The 13,452-nt window shown below is 69.8% G+C and carries 11 protein-coding genes, 1 tRNA gene and 1 pseudogene; 7 read left to right on the forward strand and 6 right to left on the reverse strand.

Annotated features, from left to right (window positions below; all coding sequences use genetic code 11):
- Positions 1-49: 49 nt before the first annotated feature.
- A complete protein-coding gene (locus SM611_RS35500; protein WP_371954771.1) occupies positions 50-844 on the reverse strand; it encodes a serine hydrolase in 795 nt (264 codons plus the stop codon).
- Between the two features lie 180 nt (positions 845-1,024).
- On the opposite strand from SM611_RS35500, the gene SM611_RS35505 reads away from it, so the two are divergent.
- A tRNA-Pro gene (locus SM611_RS35505) sits at positions 1,025-1,098 on the forward strand.
- A 309-nt stretch (positions 1,099-1,407) separates the two neighbouring features.
- Here the strand turns inward: SM611_RS35505 and SM611_RS35510 are convergent.
- Complete coding sequence (locus tag SM611_RS35510) at positions 1,408-3,669, reverse strand: MMPL family transporter (protein ID WP_371954772.1); 2,262 nt, start codon at positions 3,667-3,669, stop codon at positions 1,408-1,410.
- A 175-nt stretch (positions 3,670-3,844) separates the two neighbouring features.
- Between SM611_RS35510 and SM611_RS35515 the strand changes: the two genes are divergently transcribed.
- Positions 3,845-5,017, forward strand: a complete 1,173-nt coding sequence (locus tag SM611_RS35515; RefSeq protein ID WP_371954773.1) for a sensor histidine kinase — start codon at positions 3,845-3,847, stop codon at positions 5,015-5,017.
- Positions 4,992-5,654 (forward strand): response regulator, encoded by a 663-nt coding sequence (locus SM611_RS35520; protein ID WP_371954774.1) that lies wholly within the window; start codon positions 4,992-4,994, stop codon positions 5,652-5,654. The genes SM611_RS35515 and SM611_RS35520 overlap by 26 nt, the downstream gene beginning before the upstream one ends.
- A 40-nt stretch (positions 5,655-5,694) precedes the next feature.
- Here the strand turns inward: SM611_RS35520 and SM611_RS35525 are convergent, their stop codons facing one another.
- The gene (locus SM611_RS35525; RefSeq protein WP_504230290.1) at positions 5,695-6,156 is read right to left on the reverse strand and encodes an integrase core domain-containing protein; all 462 of its coding nucleotides are present in this window, start codon (positions 6,154-6,156) and stop codon (positions 5,695-5,697) included.
- Positions 6,157-6,195: 39 nt separating this feature from the next.
- Positions 6,196-7,392, reverse strand: a complete 1,197-nt coding sequence (locus SM611_RS35530; protein WP_371954776.1) for a cytochrome P450 — start codon at positions 7,390-7,392, stop codon at positions 6,196-6,198.
- Positions 7,393-7,454: 62 nt separating this feature from the next.
- Between SM611_RS35530 and SM611_RS35535 the strand changes: the two genes are divergently transcribed.
- On the forward strand, positions 7,455-8,051 hold the full coding sequence (locus SM611_RS35535) for a TetR/AcrR family transcriptional regulator (protein ID WP_371954777.1): 597 nt from the start codon (positions 7,455-7,457) through the stop codon (positions 8,049-8,051).
- Between the two features lie 91 nt (positions 8,052-8,142).
- On the opposite strand, the gene SM611_RS35540 is transcribed toward SM611_RS35535, so the two are convergent.
- Complete coding sequence (locus SM611_RS35540; RefSeq protein WP_371954778.1) at positions 8,143-8,583, reverse strand: hypothetical protein; 441 nt, start codon at positions 8,581-8,583, stop codon at positions 8,143-8,145.
- Between the two features lie 525 nt (positions 8,584-9,108).
- Between SM611_RS35540 and SM611_RS35545 the strand changes: the two genes are divergently transcribed.
- The 3 genes from SM611_RS35545 (at position 9,109) to SM611_RS35555 (ending at position 13,361) form a co-directional block, all read left to right on the forward strand.
- Complete coding sequence (locus SM611_RS35545; protein ID WP_371954779.1) at positions 9,109-12,111, forward strand: NACHT domain-containing protein; 3,003 nt, start codon at positions 9,109-9,111, stop codon at positions 12,109-12,111.
- Positions 12,112-12,522: 411 nt separating this feature from the next.
- A complete protein-coding gene (locus SM611_RS35550) occupies positions 12,523-12,819 on the forward strand; it encodes a transposase (protein ID WP_371954780.1) in 297 nt (98 codons plus the stop codon).
- Complete coding sequence (locus SM611_RS35555; RefSeq protein WP_371954781.1) at positions 12,816-13,361, forward strand: IS3 family transposase; 546 nt, start codon at positions 12,816-12,818, stop codon at positions 13,359-13,361. Before SM611_RS35550 ends, SM611_RS35555 begins: the two co-directional genes overlap by 4 nt.
- Here the strand turns inward: SM611_RS35555 and SM611_RS35560 are convergent.
- Positions 13,340-13,452: pseudogene (locus SM611_RS35560) on the reverse strand (IS5/IS1182 family transposase); the annotation flags it as partial. The gene SM611_RS35555 and the pseudogene SM611_RS35560 overlap by 22 nt on opposite strands.

Here is a 13,452-nt window from a genome sequence, read left to right on the forward strand (position 1 = left end):
TCCCGATGACCCGCGCCGGACGGAACCCTTCCCCACTGTGTGACGCCCGTCACGTCGCCCGCCAGACCTCCCCGGTCAGCGCCGTGATCCGCGCCGCCGACGCCCGGAACGACGACCCCGCCGGCTGCAGCGTCAGCACCACGACGATCTTGTCCCCGACCACCCCCGTCGTGTGCAGGACGGGCCGCCCGATCCCCAGATCCGGCACCCACGCCGCCGGCCGCGCCCCGCCCCGCCGGCACGGCTCCGCCGGCACGTCCCCGAACCCCGACCACCCCTGCTTGACGGCCCACGGCCGCTTCAGCGCCCGCGGGATCCCGAACGTCTGGTCGAACCCGTCCTTCCCGCACGGCGTCGACCTCCGCAGCTGCTCCAGCACGAAGTCCCGCCGCGCCGCCGGCACCTCGTCCAGCAGGTACCGGTACGTCTGGACCACGTCCCTGGCACTGAGCGCCGTGTACCCCCAGAACCCGGGCTTGTCCGCCGGCGGCGGCGCCGTCTCCGCCAGCCCCGCCTCCGGCACCATCCGCTCGATGACCTTCCCCTGCCCGCCCCGCCGCCAGAACTCCGTCGCCGCCTGGTCGTCGCTCGACCGCAGCATCGACGCCAGCGACGCCCGATCCGCCGCCGACGCCCGGTGCCGCTCCAGGAAATCGAGCGCGATGAGGATCTTCACCACCGAGGCCGACCGGAACGTCCGCCGCGCCCCCCTCTGCAGCACGACCCGCCCCGCCCGCCGATCGAAGACCACATAAGACGCCCGCACCCCCGCCGGGACCCGCACCACCGGCGCGTCGGAAGCCCGCGTGGCCTTCGGCGTCTCCGGCTCAGGACTCGCACTCACCGGCAGCGCCCCTCCTCCACCACCGCCGCACCCGCACACGAGCCCCACGCACAGGACCCCGCCGAGCACCGCCCGTAAAGACACCATCCGGCCTGCCTACCAGAGATCAGCGCCCCTGTAACCGAGTACGCACGACTCCATGGACTGCGCTACAGTAATCAAGCCCGCTCCGCCGGGCACCGGGACGTGGCGCAGTTTGGTAGCGCACTTGACTGGGGGTCAAGGGGTCGTGGGTTCAAATCCCGCCGTCCCGACAAGAAATACCAGCTCAGAGGCCGTTTCTCCACCACGGAGAACCGGCCTCTTGATCGTTTGTTAGCCGTTCGTTAGTGAACTCGGCCGCCTCCTGCGGCACCGAGCCGGTTCACACCGGACCTCAAGAACCAGCACAGCGCCGGCTCCGGCTTCCCAGTGTTCAACCCGGACGCTACCTCGCCGGTCTCCACCTGCGCGCCTCGATGATCTGGATCGAAGACCTCACCAGGACCACCTGGTGGTCACGACTCGATATGCCCCCCAGGTGACGCTGAAGTGCCGGACGCCGAGGGCGGGCAGGAGTTGAGTCAGCGGTCAACCAGCCGTGGACGCGGGGCCTCACCCGTGGATTCCGCGTCGGTGCCGGCCGGGCCGCGGGGAAGCATCCGGTCCAGCCACCTCGGCAGCCACCAGTTGGTCCGGCCGAGGAGTGTCATGGTCGCCGGTACCAGCACCATGCGCACGACCGTGGCGTCGATGAGGATCGCGGTGGCCAGGCCGAGCCCGAACATTTTGGCGGAGGGGTCGTCGACGGCGGCGAAGGACAGGAAGACCGCCACCATGATGAGAGCGGCCGAGGTGATGATCCGGGCGGTGCCCGAGACGCCCTCGATGATCGCCGTGCTGTTGTCGCCGGTGCGCAGGTACTCCTCGCGTACGCGGGAGAGGAGGAACACCTCGTAGTCCATCGACAGGCCGAACAGGATGGCGAAGAGGAACATCGGGATGAACGACACGATCGGAACCGTCGCTTCCAGCCCGATGAGTGCGCCTCCCCAGCCCCACTGGAAGACCGCGACCATGATGCCGTAGGCCGCGCCGATGCTCAGCAGGTTCAGCAGTACCGCCTTGAGCGGTACGAGTATCGAGCGGAAGACCAGCATCAGCAGCAGGAACGACATCGCCAGCACGGCGGCGACGAACAGCGGCAGGCGTTGGCTGGTGCGTTGGCCCACATCGGACAGGCTCGCGGCGGCGCCGCCGACGTGGGCCCTGGCCGGGCCGTGCCCGATCGCCGTGGGCAGCACGTCGGTGCGCAGCCGGGCGATGGTGTCGGCCGTGGCCTTGTCCTGAGGGCTGGTGGTCGGGAACACCGCGATGGTCGCGATGCCGGTGGCCCGATCGATATGCGTCGGCGCGACAGATGTGATGCCCGGATCCGCCGCGACGCCTGCGGCGAGTCGGTCCAGCGCTCCCGGATCACCGGCGGGGTCCGCGGCGATGACGAGGGGACCGTTGGTGCCCGGGCCGAACCCCTCGGCGACGAGGTCGTAGGCGCGGCGCTCGGTCCGGCTGTGGGGCATGGAGCCGTCGTCGGGCAGGCCGACGCGCAGGCCGAGCACGGGCAGCGTCGCGGTCAGCAGCAGCCCCGCCGCGCCGACCGCGTACGGCACCGGGTGCCGGCTGACGTGCCCGATCCAGCGCCGCCACCCGGCGGCGGGGGCGGCGCCCGCCGCCGGGTCCCGCCGCCGTGCGAGTCGGCCCAGGTTCCTGGTCTGCAGAGCCCGGCCGATCCGGCCGGCCCGGGCCAGGCGTGGGCCGGCCGCGCCGAGGAAGGCCGGCAGCAGCGTCACCGACGCGACCACCATGGTGAGAACAACGATCGAGACGGCGAGCCCGCCCATCGTCATGAACGGCACGTTCGCGACCGCCAGGCCGAGGATCGATACGACGACGGTGCCGCCGGCGAAGACCACGGGCCTCCCCGCCGCGGCCACCGCTCGCCCCGCGGCCTCGCGGGGATCGAACCCGCGCGCGAGGTACTCCCGGTGCCTGGCGAGCACGAACAGCGCGTAGTCGATGCCGACTCCGAGCCCGACCATGCTGCCCAGGACAGGGGCGAAGGTCGGGACGTCCGTCACCCCCGCCAGTACCGTCATCGTGGCAACCCCGACGGTCAGCCCGAAGACCGCCATGCCGATCGGCAGCGCGGCGGCGATGAGCGAACCGAACGCCAGGAACAGGATCGCGGCCGCGGCGAGGATGCCGATCAGCTCGCTTGCGCCGCCGTCGGGGTCGGAGAAGGCATAGAAGAGGTTCCCGCCCATCTCGATGCGCAGGGGCAGCTCGGCGCGCAGCCGGTCGCCGAGATCGACGAGGGCGTCGAGGTCCTTGGCCGACAGCCGGTTCTGGTCGGGGTACTGCACCCGGACGACCGCGATCCGCCCGTCGGCCGAGACAAGGCCGCCGCGCACGGCGGTGTCCCCGCCTGCGTCGAGTACCCCCGCCGGGTCGCTCGTGCCGAGCACGTGCGGCAGGCGCCGCACCTCGGTCTGCAGCCGCGTGAGAGCCATGCGCGCGCTGCCGTGGTCGAAGAACGTCGCACCGTCGTCGAGAGGGGTGACGACCACTTGGGCGGTCATCCCCTCCTGGCCGGTGCCGGCCCGCTCGATCAGTTGCGCGGCCCGTTGGGAGTCCAGTCCCGGAGCGGTCATCGAGTCCGCGGTCCGCCCGCCGATGGCGATCGCCGCGAGGACGGCGAGCGTGGCGGCGACCAGCCATGCCGCGATCACCTGCCAGGGATGGCGGGCGGCGCCTGCACCCAGGAGCAACAGGGCTTTCGAGAGCATCGGGTCCTCCAACCACCTCGTCGGCCGTCCTTGTACGGCCGCCGATGCCGAGGTTCGTCGCCACGGCGCTCTGCGGCATCGGCTCGTGGGCCGCGGATTCGTCGGCCCCAGGGCGGAAGGACGCCCCGTCCTTTCGGCCGATGCGCGGCACGGCGCGGTCCCTAGGCTGAGAACCGTGCTGCGAGACAACCTGCGAACCCTGTGGACCGAACCCCGGCCGCCCGACGCGCCCGCCCGGGTGTGGCGGGACTGGGCGCTGCTCGCCGCGGGACTGGGCAGTGTGGTGCTGGAGGCCACCCTGCGCGAGAACGTCGTGTGGCGGCCGGTGGCGGTGGGGTTCGCCGTGTGGCTGTGCCTGCTGCCCTTGTGGCGCCGGACGCGCCCGCTGGCGATGGTCACGCTGGCGTTCGGCGCGACGAGCCTGCTCCAGGTGGCCTCGCTCGTCGCCGCACCGCGCGAGCCCGTCGGCCTGGACACCGGCGTGGTCGTGCTCGTGCTGGTGTACGCGCTGCTTCGCTGGGGATCGGGACGGGAGATCGTGCTGGGCGGCGCGGTGATCCTGGCGACCTTCGCGCTGTGCACCGTCACGTACGACACCACGGCCGCCGAACAGGTCGGGGGCTTCGTCTTCCTGTGGCTGCCTGGCTTGATCGGGGCCGCCGTGCGGTTCTGGGGGACCGCACGCGAGCGGCAGTTGGAGCAGGTTCGCTCCCGCGAGCGTGAGCAGTTCGCCCGGGAACTGCACGACACGGTGGCCCACCACGTGTCGGCCATGGTGATCCGCGCCCAGGCGGGCGGGGTGCTCGCGGCCACCGACCCGTCCGCCGCCGTCGAGGCGCTGGAGGGGGTCGAGGAGGAAGGGGCGCGCACGCTGGAGGAAATGCGAGCCATGGTCGCCGCGCTGCGCGACCGCGGGGTCGGCGCCGAGCTGGCGCCGCCCGCCGGCGTCGCGGATCTGGAGCGCCTGGTGCGCACGCCGGGGGTTCACCTCAAGGTCGACCTGGGGCTCGACGGCGAGCTGGACACGCTGCCCCCGGCCGTGGACGCGGCCGTCTACCGCATCGTGCAGGAGTCGGTGACCAACGCGATGCGCCATGCGGTCAGCGCGACCGAGGTCGTGGTCCGGATCACCGGCGAACGGCACACGGTACGGGTGAGTGTGCGCGACAACGGCCAACGCACCGGCCGAGGCCGTGCCGGATACGGACTTGCCGGACTGCGCGAGCGCGCGGCTCTGCTCGGCGGCGAACTACGAGCCGGCCCCGGCGCCGACCAGGGCTGGCATGTCGAAGCCGAGCTGCCGAGAGGGAGGACCGAGAGCGGTGCCCATCCGCGTCCTCGTCGCTGACGACCAGACCATCATCCGCACCGGGCTGCGGATCATGCTGAACGCCCAGCCCGGCATCGAGGTGGTCGGCGAGGCCGCCGACGGACAGGAAGCGGTACGGCTGGCCCGCGAACTGCGCCCCGACGTCTGCCTGTTCGACATCCGCATGCCCGTGACCGACGGGCTCGAGGCCACCCGGTTGGTCGCCGGCCCCGGCGTCGCCGACCCGCTGGCCGTGGTCGTCATCACCACTTTCGACCTCGACGAGTACGTCTACGGCGCGCTGCGTGCCGGCGCCCGCGGATTCCTCCTCAAGGACACGGGACCAGACCTTCTGGCCCAGGCCGTACGGTCGGCGTCCGACGGTGAGGCGCTCATCGCGCCCAGCGTCACCGTCCGCCTGCTCCAGGCGTTCGCGGACCTGCCCGCCGGCCGGCCCGCGGCCCAGCCGGTCTCCCCCGTCACCGCCCGCGAGGAGCAGGTGCTCCTCGCCGTCGCTCGCGGGCTGACCAATACCGAGATCGCCGATGCGCTGCACATCAGCCTCAGCACGGTGAAGACGCATCTGGCCAGCCTGATGGCCAAACTCGGCGCCCGCAACCGGGTCGAGATCGCAATGTGGGCCTACGAAACACGCCGTATCCTCCCCGGAACCTGAGCCGGGTGCCGGGCCATGTCGATGAGTCCCCGCCCGGACATCAGTGCACCGGTCGGCTCAGGTCGCCACCACGTGCCTCACCCTGCCCCTGCCGAAACCTCGTCCGTGCAGGCGAAGCTACATGCCGGTACTCGTTGAGGATCCCGTCCAGCCGTTGCCTTCTTCGGACCTTCAGGTGGGCGATCTGGTCTGGTTCACTGATAGGCGGAGACAGCGGTTTTAACGGGCGGGCGTTGGCGATGCCCTGATGCGGGCGATGCTCGTTGTCGAAAGTCTCGAACTCGCCGAGTGCGTGGAGCAGGTGCCGCTGGTTCCAGATCAACATGCGGTCCAGGAGCTCACGGCGGCAGGTCTGCACCCACCGTTCCATCGCCGCGTTCATCTGGGCATCCGCACCCCGGTGAGCACCGTCCGAATGCCGGCAGCAGCCGATGGAACGGACAGCCGGTGGGCGGCCCGGCCCCTTAGGTTTGGATCGGGCGGCATGCCGGCCCGCGATCAGGTCCCGGTGCCAGCGGAGCTGAGCCCGGGCCTTGGCGGGTCAGGGCGTGAAGGCCAGGTCGAGGCGGGCCAGGCGGCGGGTCATGAGGCTGGGCACGTGCTGGGTGGGTGCGGTGAGGTGGAAGGGGCCTTGGGCGAGGAGGGTCTGGACGGCGAGAACCGTTTCGAGACGGGCGAGGTGGGCGCCGATGCAGAAGTGGATTCCGCGGCCGAAGGCAGCGTGGGATCGGATGGCGGGCCGGCTCAGGTCCAGGGCGCCGGGCCGGGGATAGACGTGCGGGTCGCGGTTGGCCGCTCCCCACAGGAGCATGAGGCGGGATCCTGCGGGCAGGTCGACGCCGCCCAGGGCGGTGTCGCGGGTGGTGACGCGAAAGTGACCGCGAAACGGGCTTTCCAGGCGCAGCGTCTCCTCCACGAACTCTGCGATCTGGTCGGGATCCTCGCGCAGCCGATCAGCTAGGGCGGGGTCGTTCGCGAGGGCGTGGGCGGTGGCGCCGATGAGGCTGGCGGTCGATTCGCTGCCGGCGGTGACCAACTGCAGCGCCATCGCGACTTGTTCGTCGCGGGTGAGTGCCTCATCGGCTGCGAGGGCGTCCAGGAACCCGCCGCGCGGGTGGGCGGCGGCGGCGGTGAGCTGCTGGTCGAGGTAGCGCATGAAGTCGAGGATCTCGATCGTGATCTGGGCCAGCCGGTCGGGCCCGGCCAGGCCGCTCAGCAGTTCGATCGCGGTGTCCGACCAGGCGGTGATCCGCTCGGCGTCGGACTCGGGCAGCCCGAGGATCGCACTGATCGTCAGGACCGGGACGGGGGCGGCGACCCGCGCCATCCAGTCCCCGCCCCCGCCCTCGGCGAGGGCAGTAATGCGTGGGAGGAGCAGGTCCTGGATCCGGCCCGTCAGCTCGGCGATGTTGCGTCGGCCGAAGACCGGGGCGACGGCGGCGCGCTGCGGGGTGTGGACGGGCGGATCCGCGGTGGCCAGGACGTCGACCGCGGCCCCCCTCATGTCCATCAGCTCTGGCCCGGCTGTCCCGGCGGTCAGCAGTCCGGCCAGGTTGCTGGAGAACGTGGCCGGGTCGTCCAACGCCTGGAGGACCTGGGCGTGCCGCACCACCAGGTGCAGGCCCAACTGCGGCAGCAGGTGCACCGGGCCGCGCTCGCGCAGCCGCGTATAGGCCGGGTAGGGGTCGGCGAGCGCCTCGGGCGAGAACAGGTCCTCGGTGATGAGGGGAGCTTTCATATAACACGTTATAGTTCATGTTCAAGCCTGAGAGGAAGGCCTGATCGTCGTTGGAGACTCCGTTGCCGGCCGTCGAGCACGGCCGTTCCACCCTGAGCGTCACCCGGCCGTTGAAGGAGCCAGAACGGGCGAGGCGAGAGAAGATCCTGGCCGCGGCCCGGGAACTGGCGCGCCAGGGCGGCCCGGAGGCCACCACGATCCGGGCGGTGGCCGTACGGGCGGGTACGACCCCGGTGACGGTGTACCGGTACTTCCCCTCCAAGGACCATCTGCTGCTGCACCTGATGGTCGACTGGTCGGTGCGGGTCATCGCCGACCTGACCGCCCGCAACTACGCCGGAGCCGACGCCGAGCGCGTCGCCGCCGGGTTCGCCGACATCATCGGCTGGGCCGCCGACGAGCGGCTCCTGCTCACCGCGGGAATGAGCGCGATCGGCTCACCCGACCTCAGCGGAGACGGCCTGAGCGTGTGGCGGGAGCTGTTCACCGGCCTCGTCCGCGCCATCCTCACCGACCCCGCCTGGGACGACACCGAGGGCAAGGCCCTCACCCTCGGCCACGTCCTGCTCGCCTGCCTGCTCGACCTGACGACCAGCCGTGCCACCGCCGCCCAGAGCAGCGACCACATCACCACCGCCGCCCGTCTCATCTTCCGCTAACCCCTCCAACGCCCTTTCGGGAAGCACGCCCCTTCCAGGGGGCTGATCGATCGGTGAGCGGATTCCCCCGCTGCTCCGGCTGCTCGGCTGGTCAGCTAACCCGGTCGTCGGGGGTCTTCTCCTCGGGCTTGCGGGTGGCGATGAAGTCGTGCCAGTCGTTCTGCGCCCAGCGGCTCCATTGCAGAGCGGTGGTGACGTTGATGCCGGTGAGGTCGGCGAGGATCGGTGCGGGCAGTTCGGCGGCGAGGGCCATGCGGGAGCGGTTGTGACCGGCGAGCGCGCTGATGCCGCGGTTGTGGAAGTGCTTGCGCAGCACACGTTCGGAGATCGCCCGGTCTGGTGCCCGCCCGGGGAAGAGCCGGGCGTGCTCGGTGCCGATGCGTTGCAGGTTCCAGGTTCGTTGTGATCCTTCGGGGGAGAGCCTGTGCAGCAGGTCGGCGAGCTTGGGCGGCCGCTGGAGCAGGTGCCCGTCGAGGTCGAGGTAGGTGATGCCCTCGCGTTCGACGATCTGTTCTCGGCGCAGTTTGGCCACGCGCGTCAGTGGGATCGCGAACAGCAGCGTGAGCGCTCCTGCGATCCGGACGTGCAGGGAAGTCCACCGGGTTCGATGAAGTCCTTCAAGCCAGTCATGATCTTTGCTGGCAGGGAGGAGAATCATCGCGATGGCAGCACCACGCGAATACCTCCAGGAGCTCCGGGACCGGGCTGTGCGGCTGGCGTTGGAGTCCGGCCGTCCGATCGCGCATATCGCGGCCGAACCGGCCTCGACCAGATCCAGCACCGTGCGACGGAACTCCGGAGGGTAGCCCTTGCGTGGCGTGCCGGCCTCTTTTCCTGATCGCCGCAGTATTTCCGGAGACCACGAGGTCCCACCGTTTCGCTGGTGGAGCGCCGTGCGATCAGGAGGTGCGGGATGCCGTCGAACGGCCTACGCCAGTGCGTTTCCCGGGCGGTTCCGTTGGTGGCCCGCGAAGTGGGCCGGAGGTGGTCATGAGTGGTGGGCGGTTGATGGCTGCGAGAGGATGGCGGTATTGGTTCTCGCGTGCGGGAGGGCTTTGTGGGGCGTCCGGTCAGTTATGCCGAGGCGGTCAGGATGCTCGGGGAAGGCGAGAGCAAGCTGATCAATCTGCTCGACTGGCTGGCCGGGCTGGGGCTGGCCGGGGCCGGGCTGGACGTTCTCGGGGCCCGCGAGGAGGCCGTGCGGCTGGGGCATGCGCTCACCCGTGATCTCGGCGACCGGCTGCGGGGCCTGAACCGCCTGACCCGCACCGAGCGGCTGCGGGCGGCGCACACGATCATCGTGCTGGCGGCCTACTTCGAGGAACTCGCGGACGTGCTGCCGCAGGTCAAGCTGAAGCCGGGCGAGCAGGTCTCGCTGACCGGAGGCGCCGAGGATGTGGGGCGTCGCGGTGTTGCACTTGCGTTGACGCGGGTGGAGTTGCCCACGCCGGGACCGTCGCACACGCACGAGTCGATACGGCGCGAGTTGCTCGTGTACTACGGGCGGCTCGGAACGAGTCTGGTTGAGTTCGCCGCTGGGCTGCCCGAAGGCGCGGATCTTGGGGAGGACGTCCGGGAACTGACCCTGGCCGTGCCTGAGCAGGCCCTGGCCAGATACGAGGAGATGCTGCGCCGGCTGGCCGTGGACTGCCCGGAGTTCGGCATCTGGATCGAGCACTGGGAAAGGCGCGCCGCCCAGACCGAACTCACGAGCGGGATGGCCGAGTTGGAGCGGCTACTCGCGTCCATGTCGGGTCGGTCCGGTGCGCCCCGGAGCGCGCTGTCCCGCTCGTACCAGGCATCCTTGCACCGGCCGATCACGGTGGGCGGCGACATACCGTCCGGCCTGACGATCCCGACCCTGGAGCAGGGATACGTCGACCATCGCCTTCGCGCGGCGGTCATGGACGCCACGGCGCGTCCGAGCCACGACTCCTGGTGGACGGACATTCCGGTCTACGGCCAACCGAGCCGCTTCTTCGCCGGCTACCTGACCTCGCCGGAGGCGGTCGCGTCGCCGCTGCTGGTGCTCGGCCAGCCCGGGTCAGGCAAATCGGTCCTCACCCGCGTTCTGGCCGCACGCCTTCCGGCGGACGACTTCCTGCCCATCGTGGTCGAACTCCGGCAAGCCCCGACCGAGAACGATCTGCAGACCCGCATCGAGGACGCCATCCGGCAGGCGACCGGTGAGCAAATATCCTGGCCGCGCCTCGTCGAGGCCGGCGCCGGTGCGCTTCCCGTGGTCATCCTGGACGGTTTCGACGAACTGCTGCAGGCGACGGGCGTCACCCAGACCGACTTCCTGATGAAGGTGACGGCCTTCCAGGAGCGCGAGGCCGACCAGGGCCGCCCGGTCGCCGTCGTCGTGACCAGCCGGACGGCCGTGGTCGACCGCGCGAGGATCCCGCACGGCTCCGTCGTCGCGCGCCTGGAACCGTTCAACGACGCGCAGATCCGGACGTGGCTGGCGAACTGGCGCGAGCTCAACGAGCCGGCCCTGCGGGGACGGGGGCTGAGTGCCCTTTCGGACGAGGTGGCGCTGGCGCATCGGGAACTGGCCGAGCAACCGCTGCTGCTTCTGATGCTCGCCTTGTACGACGCGGACGGTAACGCCCTGCACCAGAGGTCGGCGGACTTCGACCGGACGGGCCTTTACGAGCGGCTCCTGCGGGATTTCGCCGGGCGGCAAATCCGCAAGCTGGTTCCGGACCTGGACGACAAGGCTCATGAGCGGGCGGTCGAGCAGGAACTGCTGCGGCTGTCCGTCGTCGGTTTCGCCATGTTCAACCGGCGCAGCCAGTGGGTCTCCGATACCGATCTGGACGCCGACCTCGCCGCGCTGCTTGCACCGGAGCGGGCTCAGTTCGGAGACGCCGGACTCCAGGCTCCCCTATCGGCGGCGCAGATCGTGGTGGGGCGGTTCTTCTTCGTCCATGAGACGCAGGTGACCCGTGACGGGCGGCCGTTGCACACCTACGAGTTTCTGCACGCGACGTTCGGTGAATTTCTCATCGCCCGGCTCGTCGCCCACATCCTCGTCAGCATGGTGGATCAGGCCGCCATGGCGACCGGGTCACCGCTGGCTCCGCAGATCAACGACGACCTGCTCCACGCGCTACTGTCCTTCGCCGGACTCACGGCTCGGGCACCCGTCATCGACTTTCTGGAGAACATGCTCGCCCAGCTGGACCCGGCGAGGCGAAAGGCGCTGACCGGACTGCTGCTCGGCCTCTACCACCGGGCCCTTCATCCGCGTCCCGGCTCCACCCATGATCAATACCGGCCCCGGCCGGCCACCGTTCCAGCGCGACATGCGGCCTGGAGCATGAACCTCGTGGTCCTGGCGGTGCTGGTCGCCGGGGAGCTCAACGGACGGGAACTCTTCCAGGGCGGGGACGCGGGCTTTCCGTGGCGCGTCCAAGCCACCCTATGGCGATCCCAGCTCCTCGGCGAGGAATGGGGAGGCCTCTGCAGGACCATCGCGCTTCATCACGAGTGGGACGGAGACACGCGCGCCATTCGCGTCACCCGCGTGACCGGCGGTTACCAACCCGGCTCACCCGACCTGTACTGGACGTACAACATCCCGCCAGAGCATGAGATGCGCGGCGACATTCTTTTTGATCCAGCGCACGAACCCTTCCAAATTCGGCTGAAGAGTAGCGTGTTCTGCAGTGCGACAGACGCCTTCATGCTCCACTCGATGGAGCCGTTCGCAAGGGCCTTCCCCACGATCGCCAACCTGGCCGTTCCCGGTGAACACGCCGTCTCCGTGACCCATGCTCTTCTCGCCGCATTGGTCGCCGGATTCCGGGACGAACGCGACCCCGGCGCTTTTGAGGACCTTGCGCGAGTGGTCGTCACGGTGTCGATGCTCCCGGCGAGGGAGGAGCGGGACCTCTACCTCAAGGCCGCACTGGAAACCATCCTTTCCTCTCTCGACCGAGGGCTGGCCGCGTCACAGGACCTGGCCGCGCTTGAAGGACTGCGCCTTGACAATTCCCACGACACGAGAGTCCGCCAACTGTTCGACCAGGTGAATGAACGGCTTCACCTCTAAGCCTGGATCCACCCTCGGCATCCGCACCCCGGTCAGCACCACCTGGACACCGGCATCAGCCATGGATCGCGTCGAACTGATCCGGGAACTTGCCGTCCCGGTCGCGGAGCAGGAACCGTACCCGGCAACCCACGTCCTCCAGATCCACGACCGGGTTCCGCGCCTCCTGGGGCACCCACGAGGCGGTCGGGCGAGCGGTAGCGCCCAGGACCCAGACACGGCGGGTGCGATGACCGCCGGCACATCCATTCGGGCGCCGCGAAGGTCACCGTCTCCTGGAAACGCCAGCAGCACCTCGGTCTGGCGGCGCCGGCACCCAGCCCAGGTGGTGGCAGAACGCTCGGGTGAGGCGCCCCGGATCTTCCGGACAGGTCCCCAACTAGGGTTGGGGAGAACCGGAAGGGAAGGTCGTTGGCACGACAGAGGCGGCATTTCACCCAGGAGCACAAGGACGAGATCGTCCACATGGTCCTGGACGGCCCACGCCCCATCGCCCATGTAGCCCGTGAGGTCGGGATCCACGACACGACACTTGGCAACTGGGTCAAGGACTACCGCAGGCGGCACGGCGGCGACGCGTCGGCGGGAAGCGGCGGCGAGAGAAAGAGCGCCCGGGAACTTGAGCTCGAGCGAGAGAACCGCAGGCTCCGCGAGGAGAACGCCTTTCTGGTAAAAGCCGCGGCCTTCTTCGCGAAGGATCACCGGTGAGCGCCAAGTACGAGTTCATCGACGCGGAGAAGGCCAACCACGCCATCATTGACATGTGCGCCTGGCTGCGCGTATCCCGGTCCGGCTTCTATGACTGGCGGACTCGTCCGTTGTCGGCGACCGCCGAACGCCGAGAACGCCTCAAGGCGATGATCGAGGCGATATTCGAGGCCAACCACGAGACCTACGGCTATCGGCGCGTCCACGCGGTGCTGGCCCGCTCGGGCGAGCAAGCCTCGCTGGAACTGGTGCGGCAGCTGATGCGCGAGCTCGGGCTCCAGCCGGTGCAGCCGCGGCCGTGGCGGCCGGCCACCACCCTGGCCGGCGATCCGGGCGCGATCCCCGACCTGGTCAACCGGGACTTCACCGCGATGCGGCCCGGAACCAAGCTGGTCGGGGACATCACCTACATCCCCACCTGGGAAGGGTTCCTCTATTTGGCAACCGTTATCGACTGCCATTCGAAGATGGTGGTCGGATGGGCGATGGCCGACCACTTCAAAACTTCACTGACCCTTTTTCATCCTCGGGTGAGCTCGTAGTTCTGTAGGACGGCGATGGCCTTGACCAGGTGGCCGGCCTTGCTGGGGCTGCAGCGCAGCTTGCGGAGGATTCGCCATGATTTGAGCTGGG

Source organism: Actinomadura monticuli, assembly GCF_041463655.1.
GTDB lineage: Bacteria > Actinomycetota > Actinomycetes > Streptosporangiales > Streptosporangiaceae > Spirillospora > Spirillospora monticuli.